This is a genomic window from Actinomadura sp. 9N407 (genome assembly GCF_044326315.1).
Classification (GTDB): Bacteria; Actinomycetota; Actinomycetes; order Streptosporangiales; family Streptosporangiaceae; genus Spirillospora.
The window spans coordinates 33,556-52,822 of sequence record NZ_JBIRAW010000030.1 but is presented as its reverse complement, the minus strand read 5'-3'; the positions used below and the strand labels follow the sequence as shown (position 1 = coordinate 52,822).

The 19,267-nt window shown below is 74.4% G+C and carries 6 protein-coding genes; 3 read left to right on the top strand and 3 right to left on the bottom strand.

The window, feature by feature from the left end:
- The first annotated feature begins 28 nt into the window (after positions 1-28).
- The 3 genes from ACH34Q_RS35330 to ACH34Q_RS35320 are packed head-to-tail and all read left to right on the top strand — an operon-like array spanning position 29 to position 12,179.
- Complete coding sequence (locus ACH34Q_RS35330) at positions 29-5,620, top strand: amino acid adenylation domain-containing protein (protein WP_395987501.1); 5,592 nt, start codon at positions 29-31, stop codon at positions 5,618-5,620.
- On the top strand, positions 5,617-8,874 hold the full coding sequence (locus tag ACH34Q_RS35325) for an amino acid adenylation domain-containing protein (RefSeq protein WP_395987500.1): 3,258 nt from the start codon (positions 5,617-5,619) through the stop codon (positions 8,872-8,874). The genes ACH34Q_RS35330 and ACH34Q_RS35325 overlap by 4 nt, the downstream gene beginning before the upstream one ends.
- A complete protein-coding gene (locus ACH34Q_RS35320; protein WP_395987499.1) occupies positions 8,871-12,179 on the top strand; it encodes an amino acid adenylation domain-containing protein in 3,309 nt (1,102 codons plus the stop codon). The genes ACH34Q_RS35325 and ACH34Q_RS35320 overlap by 4 nt, the downstream gene beginning before the upstream one ends.
- On the opposite strand, the gene ACH34Q_RS35315 is transcribed toward ACH34Q_RS35320, so the two are convergent.
- Genes ACH34Q_RS35315 through ACH34Q_RS35305 form a run of 3 tightly spaced genes read right to left on the bottom strand, consistent with a single transcriptional unit; the run spans position 12,147 to position 19,257 of the window.
- Positions 12,147-13,187, bottom strand: a complete 1,041-nt coding sequence (locus tag ACH34Q_RS35315; protein WP_395987498.1) for an LLM class F420-dependent oxidoreductase — start codon at positions 13,185-13,187, stop codon at positions 12,147-12,149. The two genes, ACH34Q_RS35320 and ACH34Q_RS35315, sit on opposite strands and share 33 nt — an antisense overlap.
- A complete protein-coding gene (locus ACH34Q_RS35310) occupies positions 13,166-13,915 on the bottom strand; it encodes a thioesterase II family protein (protein ID WP_395987497.1) in 750 nt (249 codons plus the stop codon). Before ACH34Q_RS35310 ends, ACH34Q_RS35315 begins: the two co-directional genes overlap by 22 nt.
- The gene (locus tag ACH34Q_RS35305; RefSeq protein WP_395987496.1) at positions 13,912-19,257 is read right to left on the bottom strand and encodes an amino acid adenylation domain-containing protein; all 5,346 of its coding nucleotides are present in this window, start codon (positions 19,255-19,257) and stop codon (positions 13,912-13,914) included. Before ACH34Q_RS35305 ends, ACH34Q_RS35310 begins: the two co-directional genes overlap by 4 nt.
- Positions 19,258-19,267: the final 10 nt, after the last annotated feature.

Sequence of the window (19,267 nt, the reverse complement as noted above, 5' to 3'; positions counted from 1 at the left end):
CGGGAGGCCGCTCCGGGAGGCACGGCTCGTGAGTGAGACCCAGGGGCCGAGCCCGGTGAAGCGGGCGCTGCTGGAGCAGCGCCTGCGACGCCGGACGCCCGCGGCGGCACGCTCCGTGATCGAGCGCCGGCCTGAGGGTGCGGCACCGCCCCTGTCGTTCGCGCAGGAGCGGCTGTGGTTCATGGAGCAGTTCGCGCCGGGCACCGGGGCCTACAACGTCCCGATGGCACTGCGCCTGCGCGGGGCCCTGGACGAGGCCGCGCTGCGCGCCGCCCTCGACAGCGTGGTGGCGCGGCACGAGAGCCTGCGGATGCGGTTCCCGGTCGGCCCGGACGGCTCACCGCTGGTCGTCATCGCGGACCCCTCCCCCGTGGCATGGGAACGCGTGCTCGTCTCAGGTGGCGTGGAGGAAGCGCACGAACTGGTGGCCGGAGCGGCGGCACGGCCGTTCGACGTGGCCCGGGAACCGTTGCTGCGCGCGCTGCTGGTGCGCATCGCCGGCGACGACCACGTCCTGCTGGTCACCGCGCACCACCTGGTGATCGACGGCATCTCGGCGGGCCTGCTGGCCCAGGAGATCCAGGAGCGCTACGCGGCCGGTCCGGACGCGCCGCCGGCGGCCGACCCGCCCGTCCGGTACGGCGACTACGCGGCCTGGCAGCGGGATCACCTGACGGACGGCACGCTGGACCGTGACCTGGAGTACTGGCGGGAACGGCTGGACGGGCTGGAGCCCATCGAACTTCAGGCCGACCGGCCGAGTGCCCGGAGGGCGGTCGGCCCGGCTCTTACCGGGGGGTCTGGGGGGTCGTCCCACCAGAACGAAACAGACCGGCCGCGCGGCGCCGAGCCGGCCTTCGCCGGAGGCTCGCACCCGTTCCGGCTGCCGCCCGACCTGGCCGAGCGGCTCAAGGAGATCGGGCGGGCGCACGGCGCGACGCCGTTCATGACGCTGCTGGCCGCCTACCAGGTCGTGCTGGGGCGGTACTCGGGCCGCCGCGACCTCGCCGTGGGCACGCCGGTGGGCGGCCGCCCGCGGCCGGAGCTGGAGGGCATGGTCGGCCTGTTCGTGAACATGGTGACGCTGCGGGCGGACCTGACCGGCGACCCCCCGTTCACCGAACTGCTCGCCCGCACCCGGGACACCACCCTGGACGCCCTGGCCCACCAGAGCCTGCCGTTCGAGCGGCTGGTGCGCGACCTGCGGCCGGAACGGGACGCCGCCAGGTCACCGGTGTTCCAGGTGACCTTCACCTTCCACGACCCGGACGCGCCCGTGGACGGGCCGCCCGGCGGCCTGGCCGCCGAACCGTTCCCGGTCGAGCAGCGCACGACCCGCTTCGACCTGGAACTGCACATCGCCGCCCCGTCCCCGGGCGGGCTGGGCGGCATGCTCGTCTACGACCGCGAGCTCTTCGACCCCGCCACCATCGCGCGGATGGCCGGGCACCTGGAGACGCTGCTCGGCTCGATCGCGGCACGTCCCGGCGCGCGGCTCAGCGAGCTGGAGATGCTCACCGGGGAGGAGCGGGCGGAACGGGCGCGGTGGAACGACACCGCCACCGACCTCGGCCCGCCCGCGACGCTGCACGGGCTGCTCGCCCAGCGGGCCCAGGCCCGTCCCGGCGAGGTCGCCATCGTGCATCCCGGTGGCGAGCTCACCCGGGCGGAGGTCGAGCGCCGGGTACGGCTCCTGACCCGGGAACTCGCGGAGGCCGGGGTGGAACGCGAGGAACTCGTGGCCGTCGTCATGGAGACCGGCTGGGAGCAGATCGTCGCGGTCCAGGCGATCCAGCGGGCGGGCGGCGCGTACCTGCCGGTGGGGCCCGACCTGCCCGAGCAGCGGCTGCGGCACGTCATCGAGCGCGGCGAATGCCGGATCGCGCTCACCCAGCCCCGGCTGGCGGGTACCGTCCCGTGGCCGTCCGGGATCGAGGTGCGCCAGGTCGCCCCGCCGCCCGGCGGCGAACCGGCGCCGGACGGCGACCTCGGCCCCTCGCGCCCCGAAGACCTCGCCTACGTACTGTTCACCTCCGGCTCCACCGGAACGCCCAAGGGCGTGATGATCGAGCACCGGAACGCGGCCAACACCTGCCTGGAGGTCAACCGGCGGTTCGATGTCGGGCCCGGCGACCGGGTGCTGTCCCTGGCGGCGCTCGGCTTCGACCTCTCGGTGTACGACGTGTTCGGGGCGCCGGCCGCCGGCGCGGCCCTGGTGATGCCCGAGCCCGCGGCCGCCAAGGACCCGGCCGCCTGGGCCCGCTGGGTCGAGCGTGCGCGGATCACCGTGTGGAACTCCGTCCCGGCACTGATGGAGCTGCTGGTCGAGCACGCCGAACAGGAGGAGTCCGACCTCGGCTCGCTGCGGCTGGTGCTGCTGTCGGGCGACTGGATCCCCGTCGGCCTGCCCGACCGGATCCGGGCGGTGGCGCCGAACGCCGAGGTGATCAGCCTGGGCGGCCCCACCGAGATCTCCATCTGGTGCGTCCAGCACCCGGTCGGGGAGGTCGATCCCGGGTGGCGGTCCATCCCGTACGGGCGGCCGCTCGCCAACCACACCGTCCACATCCTGGACGAGGACCTCACGCCGGTGCCCGTCGGCGTCACCGGGGAGCAGTACGTCGGCGGCGCCGGTGTCGCACGCGGCTACTGGCGGGATCCCGAACGCACCGCCGACCTGTTCGTGCGGCACCCGTCCAGCGGGGAACGGCTGTACCGGACCGGCGACCTGGGACGGTTCGGCCCGGACGGGGTCATCGAGTTCCGCGGCCGGCGGGACGCCCAGGTCAAGATCCGCGGCTACCGGATCGAGCTCGGTGAGATCGAGGCGCACCTGGCCGCCCAGCCGGACGTGGCCGAATGCGTCGTCACCGCGCAGGACGGCGAGCTGGTGGCGCACGTCGTGGCCGAGCCCGGAGCCGAACCCGCGGCGGCGGCGCTGCGCTCCCACCTGGCCCGGACCCTGCCGGGCCACATGGTCCCCGGCCGGTACCGGCCGCTGGCGCGGCTGCCCCTCAGCCGCAACGGCAAGGTCGACCGCACGGCCCTGGCCGTCCCCCTGGCGGAGCTCGCCGATGCCCTGCCGGTGTCCGCGGAGCCGTCCGCCGAGCCCGCGACGGAGCTGGAACGGACGGTCGCGGAGGTATGGCGGGACGTCCTGGGCAACCCCGGCCTCGGCGCCGAGGACGACTTCTTCCAGAGCGGCGGCCACTCGCTGGCCGCGATCAAGGCGCTCACCCGGCTGCGCCGCCTCCTCACCGGCGGGGACTGGTCGGTGAGCGTGATGGACCTCTTCCAGAACCCGACCGTGCGGCGGTTCGCGCGGCTCCTGGAGGACCCGCGCGAGCGCGGTTCCGGCCTGCTGCACGAGCTGAAGGCGCCGCCTCCCGGCCGGCGCACGCTCAGCTACGTCTGCGTCCCGTACGGCGGCGGCCAGCCGCTGGTCTTCCGCGACCTCGCCGACGCCCTCCCGGACGACCGCGCGGTGTACGCCGTGGCCGTCCCCGGCAGCGATCCGTCCCTGGCCGACGAGCGGTCCGGAGAATCCGTCGAGGAGCTCGCCGAGCGCTGCGCGGCGGAGATCCTGGACCGCGTCGACGGCCCGCTGGCGCTGTACGGGCACTGCGTCGGCGGGGCGCTGGCCGTCGAGCTGGCCCGGCTGCTGGAGGCCGCGGGCCGCGAGGTGACGGCGGTCTACCTCGGCGGCATCTTCCCGTTCGCCCGTCCCCGCGGCCGGATCGCCGGCCCGGCCCTGCGGCTGCGCGAGCGCGTCCTGGGCGACCGGATCTACGAGATCCGGATGCGGGCGCTGGGCGCGGACGTGGCGGGCCTGGAGGACGCGCAGGTCCGGTTCATGGCCAGGGCGATGCGCCGGGACGGCGTGCTGGCCGAGGAGTACTTCACCCGGCTGCTGCACGAGCGGGTGCCGCCACTGCGCGCGCCGATCATCTCGCTGATCGGCGCGCAGGACGGCCTCACCGAGATGTACCAGGAGCGCTACCTGGAGTGGCGGTTCCTCTCCGGCTCGGTGGCCCTGGTGGTGCTGGACGAGGCCGGGCATTACTTCGTCCGGTACCGGGCCGAGGAGACGGCCGACATCGTCGCCGGAACGCATACCGCGCTGGCCGCCGGAACCGCCGGCGAGCTGCGGCGCGAGGCACGCGGTCCCGCCGCCACCTGGTGGCTGGAGGGCGCCGACGACGGCACCCGTCCCGGCGAGGCGGCCACCGGGCGGGCGGCGCCCGAGCCCAGCCTGCGCCGCTTCCTGGTGGTCACCTCGGGGCAGCTCGCGGCGATCGCCGGTTCCGCCGTCACCGACTTCGCCCTGCCGATCTGGATCTACCTGACCACGGGCTCGCTGGCCCGGTTCGCGCTGTTCGCCACGCTGGCCATCGTCCCGGGCGTGCTGATGGGCCCGCTGGCCGGAGCGATCGTGGACCGGATGAGCCGCCGGACCGTACTGCTGTGGAGCAACTGCGCGGCCGGGACGGTGCAGCTGTGCCTGGGGACGCTGGTGTGGACCGGCACCCTGCGGATCTGGCACGTCTACCCGCTGATCGCCTGCCTGTCGGTGGTGTTCATCTTCCAGCGGCTCGCCTACACCACGGCGATCCCGCAGCTGGTGCCCAAGCACTTCCTCGGGCACGCCAACGGCGTGGCCCAGATGGTGAACGGGGCCGCGCAGTTCGGCGCCCCGCTGGTGGCGGTCTGGCTGCTGTCCACCATCGGCCTGGGCGGCATCCTGGTGCTGGACGTGGCCGGCTTCTTCGTGGCCGTCGCCGTGCTGGCCTTCGTCCGGTTCCCCGGGAGCCTGGGGCAGGTGCGCCGGGAGACCCTGTGGGAGGAGCTGGTCAACGGGTTCCGCCTGGTGTGGCGGAACCGCCCCATCCGGGCGCTGCTCTGCTTCTTCGCGGTGTTCAACATCCTGCTGTCCCCGCTGCTGATGTCGATCTCACCGCTGGTGCTGACGTTCGGGTCGATGTCGACCGCCGGGCAGGTCGCGGTGCTCGGCGGTGCCGGCGTGACGGCGGGCGGGCTGGTGATCGCGGTGTGGGGCGGCCCCCGGGAGCGCCGCATCCACGGGGTGATGGTGACCGGGCTGCTGCTGGCCGCGTTCGCGATGCTCACCGGGGCACGGCCCGACCCGGTGTTCGTGGCGGCGTGCGCGTTCTTCCTGTACTTCTGGTTGGCGATCCACAACGGCATCTACACCACGCTGATCCATCTCAAGTTCCCGCAGCGCTTCCACGGCCGGATCCTGGCGGTCAACCAGATGATCGCCTGGTCCACGCTGCCGCTGGGGCTCACCGTCGTCGCGCCGCTCGGCGCGGGGCTGCTGGAGCCGCTGATGGCGGCGGACGGCGCGCTGGCCCCCACCGTCGGGCGGGTGATCGGCACCGGTACGGGACGCGGGCTGGGCCTGCTGTACCTCGTGCTGGGCCTGCTGATGGCGGTGACCGTCACGGTGGCCATGCGGACCAAGGTGCTGGGCCGGTTCGACCGGGACGTCCCGGACGCGCCGCCCGACGACCTGGTCGGACGCCAGGCCCTGCGCGATCGCACAGGCACGGGAGCCGGAGCGGCGGAACTCGAGCGATCGAACGAGGGGACCCGGACATGAGCGAGCCGGAGGGGCGCGGCGTCGCCTGGACTGACGAGCGAGGAACGAGCGAGGAGGGAAGGCGGCGCCAAAAGGCGCCCCAGAGGCTCGCGGGGGTCACTGATGCATTCCCCGTCTCGTCCGGCCAGGAGCGGATGTGGTTCCTCAGCCGGTTCGAGCCCGATCTCGCGGTCTACAACGTCTGCCTGTGGATGCCGATGCCGCAAGGCACGGAGCAGGAACACGTCGAGCGTGCCCTTGCGGCACTGGCGAAGCGGCACGAACCGCTGCGCACCACGTTCGACTTCCGGGACGGGCAGGTCGTCCAGCTCATCCATGCCGAGGTGCCGGCCGCCGTCACCGCCACCGATCTCGGCTCATTGGCCGGGCCGGAGCGGGAGGCCGAGTTCGACCGGCTCGCCCGTAGCGACGCGGCCCAGCCGTTCCCGCTGGACACCGCGCCGCTGTGGCGGGCCCGGCTGGTCCGGCTGGACGAGGAGGATCTGCGGCTGGTGTGGATCTGCGATCACACGATCTTCGACGGCGCCTCCTCCGCGATCTTCGTCGACGAGCTGTACGAGGTGCTGGCCGCGGCGGCCGCCGGGCGTCCCCCGGACCTGCCCGAACTGCGGATCCAGTACGCCGACTACGCCGCCTGGCAGCGCGGCCGGCTCACCGACGACTTCCTGGCCGGGGAACTGCGGTACTGGCGCCGGCAGCTGGACGGGCTGCCCGCCGATCTCGGCCTGCCCGCCGACCGTGCCCGCCCCGCGGTCCGCACCTACGGCGGAGGGCTGCATCGGTTCGCGCTGTCACCCGAGCTGACCGCGCAGGTCGACCGGCTGGCCAAGGCGCTGGGCGTGACCCCGTTCATGACGCTGCTGGCGGCGTTCAAGGCGGTGCTGGCGCGCTGGGCCGGGCGGTACGACATCACCGTCGGCTGCCCGATGGCCGGGCGGGTGCTGCCGGAGCTCGAACCGCTGATCGGGATGTTCGTCAACGCCGTCCTCGTCCGCACGGACCTGTCCGGTGACCCGTCCTTCCGGGAGGCGGCGCAGCGGGTGCGGGACATCCTGCTGGACGCGATCGACCACCAGGAGATGCCCTTCGAGCGGCTGGTCGAGGCCCTGCAACCGCAGCGGGACCTCAGCCGCCCGCCGCTGTTCCAGGTGGCGTTCAACCTCGTCCCGTCGAACACGCAAGGGCAGATCGCCAACGGCACCACCAAGGTCGACCTGAGCCTGGACCTCAACGTCCGCGAGGGCAGGTTGCACGGGCGCCTGGAGTTCGCCACGGACCTGTTCGACGCCCCGACGATCGAACGGCTCGCGGGCTGGTTCCAGGCGTTCCTCACCGCGGCGGTGCGAGATCCCGACCAGGCGATCTCCGCGCTCCCGCTGATGGACGAGCGGGAACGCGAGCGGATTCTGGCCGCTTCCCGCGGCCCTGCGATGCCGCTCGACGCGGACACCGTTCTCACCGACCTGTTCGCCGGTGCCGCACCGGACGACGCCACGGCCGTGATCGCACCGGACGGCGGCACGCTCACCTTCGGTGAACTGCACGCCCGCGCCAACCGGCTGGCGCACTGGCTGCGCTCCCAGCGCGTCGGCCCCGAGACGCCCGTCGCGATCTGCGCCGAACGCTCGCCCGAACTCGTGGTCGGCGTGCTGGCGGTGCTCAAGGCCGGTGGCGTCTACATGCCACTCGATCCTGACCATCCCTGGCAGCGGCTCAGCGGCCTGGTGGCCGGCAGCGGGGCCCGCCTCGTGCTCACCCAGGCGCACCTGTCCGGCCGCCTGCGCAACCTGCCCGCCCGGCTCGTCCCCCTCGAGGAGGACGGCGCGTGGCGCGACCTGCCGGACGACGAGCCCGCACGCGTCAACCGCCCTGGCGACGCCGCGTACCTGCTCTACACCTCGGGGACGACCGGCAAGCCGAAGGCCGTCGTCACCACCCACGAGGCGATCGTCAACCGGCTGGAGTGGATGCGGCGTTCCCTCCCGCCGGGCGCGGTCGTCCTGCACAAGACCCCGATCAGCTTCGACGTGTCGGTGTGGGAGCTGTGCCTGCCGCCGGCCTGCGGCGCGGCCCTCGCCCTCGCCAGGCCCGGAGGGCACCGCGAACCGTCCTACCTGCGCGACCTCGTCAAGGAGCGGCGGGTGACGACCGCGCATTTCGTACCGTCGATGCTGGCGGCCTTCCTGGCCGCCGAGGGCGTCGAGGAGTGCCGGTCGCTGCGCCGAGTGATCTGCAGCGGCGAGGAGCTGCCCCGCGACCTGGCCGCCCGCTGCGCCGACCGGCTTCCGGAGGCCGAGCTTCACAACCTGTACGGGCCGGCCGAGGCCGCCATCGACGTCAGCGCCTGGCGGTGCGAACCACAGGCGGCCGGGCCCGTCCCGATCGGGCGTCCCGTGCCCAACACCGCGCTGTACGTCCTGGACGAGCGGATGGCACTCGTCCCGGCCGGGGTACCGGGTGAACTGCACATCGCGGGCGTCCAGCTCGCCCGGGGCTATCACGGGCGGCCCGGACGCACCGCGGCGTCGTTCGTCGCGAACCCGTTCGGCCCGCCGGGCTCGCGGCTCTACAGGACCGGCGACCTGGCCCGGTGGCGGCGCGACGGCGCGATCGAGTTCCTCGGCCGCGTCGACACCCAGGTCAAAGTGCACGGCGTCCGCGTGGAACTGGGCGAGATCGAGGCGGCGCTGGCCGCGCACTCGCTGGTGGAGCGGGCGGCGGCGGCACTGCGCGAGGACGCCCCGGGCGGGCCGGGCCTGGTCGCCTACGTGGTGTGGTCCGGCGACCCGGGCGACATCACCAAGGTGCTGCGCGACCACCTGTCCCGCAAGCTGCCCCCGGCGGTGATCCCGCAGGCGTTCGTGCCGGTGGAGGCGCTGCCGACCGGGTCCAGCGGCAAGCTCGACCGGGCGGCGCTCCCGGCCCCCGCGAGCGCCGGGCGCCGGGCGCTCGCGACCGGCTACCGCGCCCCCGGCACCCCCATGGAGGAGGAGCTGTGCGGGATCTGGCGGGACCTGCTCGGCCGGGACCGGGTCGGGGCGCTGGACGACTTCTTCGAGCTGGGCGGCCACTCCCTGCTGGTGGTGGAGCTGATCAACCGCATCCGCGCGTCCTTCGGCGTGGAGCTCCCGCTGCGGCGCTGCTTCGAGATCACCACGGTCGAGCGGTACGCCCTGGAGATCCTGGAACGGCGGCTCGACGGGCAGGACCTGGACCGGTTGCTGGACGCCGTCACAGGGGAGGAGGCCCCGTGAGCGAGCTGGGCGAGCGACTGGCCGGGCTGAGCCCGGAGCAGCGGGCCGCGCTCGAACGCAGGCTGGGTGTCGCCCCGCCCGGGGTGCCGGAGCCGGGCATTCCCAGGCGGGCGGACGAGGGCGCACCCGTCCCGTTGACCGCGGGCCAGGAACGGTTGTGGTTCCTCCAGGAGTTCGATCCGGACGACGCCTCCTACAACATGTTCATCGTCCTGCGGCTGCGGGGCAGGCTGGTCGTGCCGGCGTTGCGGCACGCGGTCGACGAGATCGTCCGGCGGCACGAGATCCTGCGCACCCGCTTTCCCGCGGCCGGCGACGGACGGCCCGTCCAGGAGGCCTGCGCGGACGCGCGGGTGGAGCCGGAGCGGCTCGATCTGACCGGGCTGCCCGCCGGTGAACGCGAGGCCCGCGCCCGCGAACTCGTGGCCGAACGCACCAACCGCCCGTTCGACCTGCGGCGGGGGCCGCTGCTGAGAACGCACCTGCTGCGGCTCGGTGAGGACCACCACGTGCTGTGCGTGGTGCTGCACCACATCGTCGCCGACGGCTGGTCGCTGAAGGTGTTCCTGTCCGAGCTGTCCGAGGTGTACGGGGCGTCCCTGGACGGGCGGGCGTCGCCGCTGCCGCCGCTGCCGATCCAGTACGGCGATTTCGCGGCCTGGCGGCGCGGACGGCCGGAGCGGGGCGCCGGCGACGACCAGCTCGCGTTCTGGTCGAAGGCGCTGGCCGGGGCTCCGACGCTGGAGATCCCCACCGACCACCCGCGTCCCGCGGTGCGGACCCCGGCGGGCGACCATGTCGCGCTGGTCCTGCCCGCGGAGCTGGCCGGCCGGCTGGAGCGGCTGGGACGCACCCGGCGGGCCACCCTGTTCATGACCATGCTCACCGCGTTCCAGGTGCTGCTGTCGCGGCACGCAGGCCAGGACGACGTCTGCGTCGGCTCGGTCGTCGCGGGCCGGGACCGTCCCGAGCTGGGGCCGCTGATCGGTTTCTTCCCCAACACGATCGTGCTGCGCGGCGACCTGTCCGGCGATCCCTCCTTCGGCGAGCTGCTCGACCGGACCCGGGGCACCGTGCTGGACGCCCTCGCCCACCAGGACATCCCCTTCGAGGAGCTGATCACCGCCCTGGGGGTGCGGCGCGACACGAGCCGCACGCCGCTGTTCCAGGCGATGTTCGCCATGCAGGACGCGGAGGCGGCGACCGCGGATCTGCCCGGCCTGGCCTGCGAGCCGTTCGAGCCCGGGGTCCGCCAGGCCAAGTTCGACCTCATGCTGGACGTCACCCGGCGCGCGGACGACACGCTCGCCTTCCTGTCCTACAACCGCGACCTGTGGGACCGCGCCACCATGGAGCGGATGGCGGGCCACTACCGGCGCCTGCTGGCACTCGTGGCCGCCGATGGCGGTGACCCGTCCCTGTCCTCCTTGTACCGGGACATGCTCGGTGACGAGGAACGCCGCATGCTGCTCACGATGTCCGCCCCGGTCTCCGGTCCCGTGAACGCCCCGGTCGCCCCGGACGAGTCGCTGTCCCGGCAGGCCGCCCGTACCCCCGGTACGGTCGCGGTGAGCCAGGGCGGGCGCACCCTCACCTACGCCGAACTGGACGCGCGGGCCGGCCACCTGGCCGGTGCCCTGCGCGCGGCCGGTGCGGGTCCCGGCACGGTCGTGGGCGTCTGCGCGCCGCGTTCGCCCGAACTGGTCGCGGCCCTGTTCGCCGTGCAGCGCGCGGGCGCCGCATACCTGCCGCTCGACTCCGCCCATCCGCCCGCCCGGCTGGAGTACATGGTCCGCGACAGCGGCGCCACATTGCTGCTCACCGACGGGTCGGTGCACGTTCCGGGAGTCGCCACGCTGCCGCTGGACGCGGCGGGCCCCGTACCCTCCGGTGCCGCCGCCGCGACCGATCTGGCCTACATCTGCTACACCTCCGGAACCACCGGACGGCCCAAGGGCGTGGAGGTCGAGCGTCGCGCGCTGGCGTCCCGCGTGCGCTGGATGCGTGACGGCTACGGGCTCGGCGCGGGCGACCGCGTGCTGCAGTTCGCCTCCATCGGCTTCGACACGCACGCCGAGGAGATCTATCCGGCGCTCGCATCGGGGGCGACGCTCGTGCTGCCTCCCGCCGGCATGCCGCTCCCGGACTTCTTCGGTACCTCCGAGGGGGCCGCGCTCACCGTCCTCGACCTGCCCACGTCGTACTGGCGGGAGCTGGTCTCGCACCGGGAGCGGGTCCGCTGGCCGGAGGGCCTGCGGCTGCTGATCCTCGGCGCGGACCCGCTGCCGGGCGCGGCACTGGCCGCCTGGGCGCGCCTCGGCCGCACCGGCGTCCGGCTGGTGAACACCTACGGCCCGACCGAGACGACGATCATCGCCACGTCGGCCGAGCTGGATCCCGGCCGGGCGGAGGAGCGCCCCCCGATCGGGCGCCCGCTGCCCGGCACCCGCGTGCACCTGCTGGACGGCGGGCTCGACCCGGTGCCGATCGGCGCGGCCGGGGAGATCTGCGTCGGCGGGGACGGGGTGGCCCGGGGCTACCTCGGCCGTCCCGCCCTGACCGCCGAGCGTTTCGTCCCCGACCCGCACGGGCCTCCGGGCGGTCGCCTCTACCGGACCGGTGACCTGGCCCGGTACCGGCCCGACGGCTCGCTGGAGTTCCTGGGCCGCGCGGACGATCAGGTGAAGCTGCGCGGGTACCGGATCGAGCCGATGGAGATCGAGTCCGTTCTGCTGGAACATCCGCAGGTGGCCGAGGCGGCGGTGGTCGTGCGGGAGGACCGTCCCGGCGACCCGCGGCTGACCGCCTACGTCGTCCCTCGGGGCGGTGCGCGGCCGGAGGCGGACGATCTGCGCGGGCATCTGGGCCGGGTACTGCCTCCTTCTATGGTCCCGGCCGCCTTCGTCCCCCTGGACGGCCTGCCGCTCGGCCCGAACGGCAAGCTCGACCGGGCCGGGCTGCCCGCGCCCTCGCGAGGCGGCGAGGAGCGCGGGCACGTGCCGCCCGAGACCGCCGCCGAGGAACTGGTCGCCGACATCTGGTGCGAGGTGCTGGGCGTCGACCGGGTCGGGGCCCTGGACGACTTCTTCCAGCTCGGCGGGCACTCGCTGCTGGCCACCAGGGTGGCCGCCCGGCTGGGCGCGACCCTCGAACTGGACGTACCGGTCCGGACCGTCTTCTCGCATCGCGGCCTGCGGGAGCTGGCCGCGGCGGTGGAGCGGCTGCTCGCCGAGGAGATCGACGGGCTCACCGACGAGGAGGCGCGGGCCCGGCTAGATCCCGGCCAGCTCGGCGATCAGGCGTAGCTGCTCCAGCCTGAGCCGCAGCGTGGGATGCACCAGGCCGACGATCAGGGTGGTGGCGCCCGCCTCGCGGTAGGCGGCGATCCGGTCGCGAGCGTGCTCGGGCGGGCCGCAGATCGTCATGGCGTCGACCAGTCCGTCCGACATCGCCGCGATCGCCTCGGCCTGCCGTCCGGCCAGGAACGCCTCCTGCATCGCCCTGGCCTCGTCGGCGAAGCCGAGCCGCTGCGCGAGCCGGTTGTGGAAGTTCATCTTCCGCGAGCCCATGCCGCCCAGGTACAGGGCCAGCATCGGGCGCATCATGTCGTACGCGATGTCGAGATCGTCCTCGATCAGGGTGAGGATCATCGGGGCGATGTCGAAGCCGTCCAGGGTCCGGCCGGAGCGGGCGGCGCCCTCCGCCAGCAGGTCGCGGCAGTCGCCCAGGTGCTCGGGCGGGAAGTTGAGCGGCAGCCAGCCGTCGGCGATCTCACCGGTGAGCGCGACCGCCTTCGGCCCGATCGTCGCCAGGTACACGGGCAGGTCCTCCTGGACGGGCGAGACGGCCAGCGTCATCTCCTTGCCCTGCCCGCCCGGCAGCGGAACGGTCAATGTCTCGCCCTGGTGCACGACCGGCTCGCGGGCCAGCGCCTTGCGGACGACCGCGATGTAGTCGCGGGCCTCCGCCAGCGGGCGGCCGTAGGGCAGCCCGTGCCATCCCTCCACGAGCTGCGGCCCGGAGAAACCGAGCCCGAGGCGGAACCGTCCCCCGGAGATCTGGTCGATCGTCGCCGCGGTCATCGCCGCGGCGACGGGCCGGCGCGCGGGCATCTGCAGGATCGCGGTACCCAGCCCGATCCGATCGGTGCGGCCCGCCAGCCAGGCCATCAGCGCGGCGGGGTCGGTGCCGTAGGTCTCCGCCGCCCACACCGAGTCGTAGCCGAGCCGTTCGGCCTCGGTGACCAGCTCCAGATGGTCGGCGGGCCGGAGCCCGGTGTTGCCCCAGTAGCTCAGGCTGTATCCGAGACGCATCCGGCGCTCCCCACTTCTTCCGCGATGACGGCGGCCAGTTCGTCCGGGGCGTCCTCGGCCAGCCAGTGCGAGGCGTCCAGCTCCCGCAGGACGGGGCGGTGCGCGGTCTGCCGGCGCCAGCCCAGCAGCCCGCCCCGGCCGAGCGAGGTGTCGTGCCGCCCGTACAGGACGGTGATCGGCGTGCCGAGCGGGGCGGCCGGACGGTGCCGGTATCCAGCGAGCAGGCCGAAGTCGGCGCGCAGCGCGGGTTCCAGAAGCGGCCGCAGCGTCTCCCGCCCGGCGATCTCGTCCGGGACACCGCCCATCTCGATCAGCTCGTCCCAGAACAGGCCGGAGGGCAGCGTGTGCAGCCCGCGCGGCAGCACCGCGACGTCCGGAGCGGCGAACGAACCGACGATCAGCCGTGCCGCCGGGCGGTCCAGCGCCCGGCACGTCAGGAAGGCGAGCAGGGCACCGCTGCAGTACCCGAACAGCGTGAACGGCTCCGGGACGCGCCCGGTGAGATCGGCCGCCAGGTCCGCCACGAACGGCTCCAGGTCGGTGCGGGGCGGTTCGGCCAGGCGTGCCTGCCGTCCCGGCGGGTTGACCGACCAGACCTCGACGCCGCCGGGCAGGCGGCCGGCCAGGAAGCCGGCCGACGCGGGCCCCCCACCGGCATGCGGGAAGACCACCAGCCGGACCCGCGCCTCGGGACGCGGCTCGATCGGGACGAACAGCGCCGGGCTCATGGCGCCCCCAAATAGGCGGCCAGCTCGGCAGGCGTCGGGTACTCGAACACCGTCCGCACGTCCACCTCGGTGCCCGCGATCTCCCCCAGCGCGCTCACGAGCCGCACCGCGAGGATCGAGTGCCCGCCGTTCAGGAAGAAGTTGTCGTGCGCGCCCAGGCCGGGCCGCCTGAGCATCTCCCGCCACAGCCCGACCAGGCGCTCCACCAGCTCGGGGTCACCTGGGGACGGTACGGCGGCAGGTGCGGCCGAGATCTCCTCCGGCGCCGGGAGACCGGCGTAGTCGATCTTGCCGTTGGGGGTCGTCGGAAGGCCGTCCAGCAGCGTGATCCCCGAGGGAACGGCGTAGTCGGGCAGCCGGGCGCGCGCGTGCCGCCACAGTTCCTCGGCCAGCCCGTCGCCGGGCGTGGCGGTGTCCGGCACGACGTAGGCGACCAGCCGACTGCCCGAGTGCCCGGAGGGCAGTCGGCTCGGCTCCTGCCGGGGGGTCTGGGGGGTCGTCCCCCCAGAATGAAACAGCCCGTCGCCCTGCGGATCGCCCACCAGGGTGACGGCGGCGGCCCGGACCCGGCCATGCTCCTGCAGCACCGCCTCGACCTCGCCCGGCTCGATCCGGTGGCCGCGCAGCTTCACCTGCCGGTCGGCCCGTCCGAACAACTCCAGGGTGCCGTCGTATCGCACCCGGGCCAGATCCCCGGTCCGGTAGAACCGCCCGTACCGGGGATGGTCGCCGAAGCGCTCGGCGGTCAGGTCCGGCCGGGCCGGATAGCCCAGGCTCACCCCGTCGCCCGCGACGCACAGCTCGCCCGGCACGCCCGGCGGCAGTTCCCGGCCGGCCGCGTCCAGGACGAAGACCCGCGTGTTGGCGAGGGGAGCCCCGACCGGGACGGGATCCTCCGGCGCCTCGGTGATCTCGGCGGCGGTCGACCAGATCGTGGTCTCGGTCGGGCCGTACACGTTGAACAGGCGGCACCCGGCCGACAGCAGCCGCCGGGCCAGCGCGGCGGGCATCGGCTCCCCGCCGCACAGCACCGTGCGGCCCGCCAGTTCCCCGCCGGCCTCGGCCGCGGCCAGGCGCCACGCGGTCGGCGTGGCCTGGACCACGGCGACATCGTGCCGCTCGATCAGCCCCAGGAAGGCGGACGGCTTCAGCTGCGCCTCGTCCGGCGCCACGACCAGCGGGGCCCCGCACAGCAGCGGCAGGAACAGCTCCAGCCACGAGATGTCGAAGGACGTGGTGGTCGACCAGAGCACGGGCCCGTCCGGCCCGCACCCGAGCCGGTCGGCGAAGTCGCAGACCAGGTTGAGCAGATTGCGGTGGGAGACCGCGACGCCCTTGGGACGGCCCGTCGATCCCGACGTGTAGATCACATAGGCGGCGGTCCCCGGCTCGGGGGCGCCCCGGTCGAGCAGATCGCCCGGCCCGGTCGAAGCAGGGACCGGGACCGGGAGAACCGGCCGCTGCCCGGCCCAACCGGCGCTCTCGCCGGGACGAACCAGCACGGCGCGCGCGTCGGCGTCCTCGACTTGGAAGGACAGCCGCATCTCCGGTTGCCGCACGTCCAGGGGCAGGTACGCCGCGCCCGCCGCCCAGACCCCGAGGACCGCCGCCGCCATGGACGCCGACCGGCCCAGCGCCAGCGCCACGACCTCGCCGGGCCTGGTGCCGTGCGCGCGCAGCAGGTCGCGCACCGCGCCGGCCCGCGCGATGAGCTGCGCGTAGGTGACCGTCTCGTCGCCGTCCACGACCGCGACGGCGTCCGGCGTCACGGCGGCCTGCCGGGCGATGCGCTCCGCGAGCGTTCCGGGCCCGTGCCACGTCCGTTCCGAGTCGTTGAGGGCGTCGAGCACCGCGCGGTCGCTCGCCGAGGCCAGGCCGAGCTCCGCGATCGGACGGTCGGCGTCCTCGGCCGCCCCCTCCAGCAGCACCTGCATCCGCGCTAGGTACGACGCGATCTCCGCCTCGTCGTGCACCTCCGTGCTGTGCCACGCGCGCAGCGTGAAGCGCCCCGGTTCGGGGACGGCGACGCACTGCAGGTCGAGCCGGCTGCGATCGAAGAGGTCCTCGACGTAGCCGGGGACCTCGCCGGTGATCGCGATCCGCTCGTCGGTCCACGGCCGGTAGTTGAACATGTGCCGGAACAGCGGGACGCGCCAGTCGCCGGTGCCGTGCCCCCGCTCGGTGATCACCGTCTCCACCGAGACGTCGGCGTGCTCCACGCCCTCGAAGAACGCCTCCGCCACCTGCCGCACCAGGTCGGCGAACCCGGCTTCCGGGTCGGGGCGGACCCGCAGCGGCATGGTGCTGACCCCGTACCCGACGCTGCGGCGGGTGGCGGGACGGCGCGTGGTGACCGGTATCCCGATCACCAGGTCGGGGCCCGCTCCGTGGCGCAGCAGCATCAGCGCGAACGCGCTCATCAGGATGATGTTGTCCGTCACCTGGAGCTGGCCGCGCAGCCGCTCCAGCGCGTCGCGGGCGGACGCCGTCATCTCCCAGCTGCAGGTGTGCCCGGCGAACGTCGGGTGCCGGGGCGCCGGCCGGGTGCCCGGCAGCACCATCGCCTCGGGTTCGGTGCCGCGCAGCCGGTCGGTCCAGTAGCGCAGGGACGCGGGGTCGGGCTCCGGCTCGGCCAGCAGCGGCGCGGGCCCGGCCAGCTCCGCCGGAATGCCGCGCCCTTCGGCGATGGCGTCGTACAGCCGCCCGACCTCCTCGACCAGGAGCTGGACGGCGGGCGCGTCGATCACGATGTGGTGGGCGGCCAGGCACACCACGCTGGCACCGTCCGGGAGGACGAAGTGCCCGGCCCGGAACAGCAGGTCCTGGCCGAGGTCGAACGGCTCGTCCAGGAACGCCTGGAGATCGCCGATCAGCGTCTCCTCGGTGGTGGTGTCGGTCGGGACCTCGATCCGCGCGTCGCCGGGGCCGGTCAGATGGCGCAGCGGGACGCCGTCCACCTCGGGGAACCGCAGGCGCAGCGCGGGCTGCCGGGCGACCAGCCGCTCCACCGCGGTCTGCAGCGGGTACCAGCGGAGCGGGCGGGCGGTGCGGAACGCGATGCCGATGTTGGAGACGCCGGTGCCGGGCGCGAGCCGCTCCAGCATCCAGAACGCGTGCTGGGTACGCGACAGCGGGCGCGGCGGTTCGGCCGAGGCGGGCAGGCTGGGGATCCGCGCGATCTCGGGGGCCGCGATCGTCTCCCGCGCCGGCGAGGTGGTGCCGGACTTCGGAGCGGCCGGGCCGGTGTCCGGGACGGCCCAGTGCCGATCGCGCCGGTAGGGGTAGGCGGGCAGCGGTACGCGGCGCGGCGGACGGTCGGAGTCCAGCGCGGCCCACTCGACGGGCAGGCCCATCGTCCACAACCGCCCGAGGGTTTCGAGCACGGGACGGGTGCCGCCGGGACCGTCCGCCCTGAACGACGCCAGCGCCGTCACGGGACCGCCGTCCGGGAACAGCCGGGTGAGATCGTCTCCCGGCCCCGCCTCCAGGACCACGTCGGCCCCGGTCGCGCGCATCTCCCGCAGGTGGTCGGCCGCTGGCGGCGCGATCGGATCGCGCAGGGCGGCCATCGCGCCGTCGAGTTCGCGGCTTCCGCGCAGCACGTCCGCGACGATCTCGCCCACGCCGAGGCCTACCAGCGCGTGTGGCCGCACACCCCATGCCTGCCACATCCGTGCCAGGGCGTACTCGAAGACGAACAGCAAGGCCCGGGCCTCTGGCCCGTCCTCCGGGATCTCTCCTGACGTCCATAGCTCGTAGACGTCCAGGCCCTGGTCCTCGAATCGTTCCAGCAGGACGTCGGCGGCCTCCGTGAAGGTGCGCTCGGTGCCGTACAGGCCCTGCGGGAGCGGGCCGGCGAAGGCACCGGGAAAGGCGAGCGCCACTTTCAGGGCGCCGGCCTCGGTCACCGGCGCCTCCTCGGTGAGCGCCTCGGCGGCCTCGGCGGCGTCGGAGCAGACCATGGCGCCGCGATGGGAGTGGGCCGCCCTCCCCTGCTGCAGCGTTGCGACCGCGTCCTCGAAGTCCTCGGCGTGATCGGCGAAGTGCCGGGCCAGACCCGCACGGACCCCTGCCGCCGCGTCGGCGTCGTGCCCGGACCAGACCACCAGCCGCGGCCTGCGATCCGGCAGGGGCGGTGGGGACGGCGGTCCCTCCTCGACGACCAGGCAGGCGTGCACGTCACCGGTGGCTCGATCGCACACCAGGGCCTGCCGGGACGCGCCGTCCCTGCGCGGCCACGCGCGGCTCTCGCCGACGATGTCGAACGGGCCCGACCGGATCGCGGGATGCGGGGTCCGGGCGTTGACGGTCGCCGGGATCCTGCACCGCTCCAGCGACAGCAGGACCTTGAGCAGCCCCGCCACACCCGCGGCCGAGGCGAGATCACCCACCGCGGACGTCACCGAGCCCAGCCGCACCGGCCCGTCCAGGACCGCACCGAGCGCGGCCAGTTCCGCGAGGTCCTCGGCCGGTACGCCCGACCCGCGGGCCTCCACGTACCCGATGGCGTCCGCCTCGACGGCCGCCGCGTCCAGTGCCTCGGCGACGCACCGGGCGGGTCCGGCCGGATCGTGCGCCGTGGCGCCGCCGCGAACGACACCGAGGATGCGGGCGCCGTCCAGGATCGCCTCCGAGAGCCGGCGCAGCACCACGACCCCGGCGCCGCTTCCGGGGACCGTCCCGGTGGCGCGGGCGTCGAAGGGGCGGCACCGGCCGTCCGGCGCGTACCGCGAGCCCGGCGCCCAGCGGTAGCCGTGACCGTAGGGCATGCGGATATGGCCGCCGCCCGCGACGGCGATGTCGCAGTCGCCCGACCGGAGCGCCTCGCACGCCAGATGCACGGCCGCCAGGGACCCGGTCGAGATGCCGACGCAGGGTCCCCGCAGGCCGAGCATCGCCGCCACGGAGGCGGCCGGGTCAGGCCCCGGCGAATCGTCACGCAGGTGCAGGCCCCGGTAGCGGCCCGCCCCGCAGGCCGCGAACACCCCGGTGTGCTCGCCCACCGCCGAGACGTCCAGACCGGCGCTCTCGAGGGCGGAGTGCGCCAGTTCGGTGAGGACCCGCGCCTGCGGGTCGCAGCGCCGCGCCTGCTCGTCCGTCATGCCGAAGAACGCGGCGTCGAACCCGCCGGCCGCCGGCATCAGCGCCGCCACCCGCACGTAGGACGGATCGGCCAGGTCCTGCGGGCTCACCCCGGCACGCAGCAGGTCGCCGTCGGCCAGTGCGGTCACGGCCTCCCGCTCACCGCTCAGCCCGTCCCAGAATTCCCGCAGGCCGAGCGCGCCGGGCAGGCGGCAGGACGCGCCCACCACGGCGATCGGTTCCGGCGCATGATCGTCCATGGTCCCCACC

Bases quoted from the DNA above. Each gene is read 5' to 3' on its own strand.
- ACH34Q_RS35325 (WP_395987500.1), top strand. From the start codon at position 5,617: ATGAGCGAGCCGGAGGGGCGCGGCGTCGCCTGGACTGACGAGCGAGGA.
- ACH34Q_RS35315 (WP_395987498.1), bottom strand. From the start codon at position 13,187: ATGCGTCTCGGATACAGCCTGAGCTACTGGGGCAACACCGGGCTCCGG.
- ACH34Q_RS35305 (WP_395987496.1), bottom strand. From the start codon at position 19,257: ATGGACGATCATGCGCCGGAACCGATCGCCGTGGTGGGCGCGTCCTGC.
- ACH34Q_RS35310 (WP_395987497.1), bottom strand. From the start codon at position 13,915: ATGAGCCCGGCGCTGTTCGTCCCGATCGAGCCGCGTCCCGAGGCGCGG.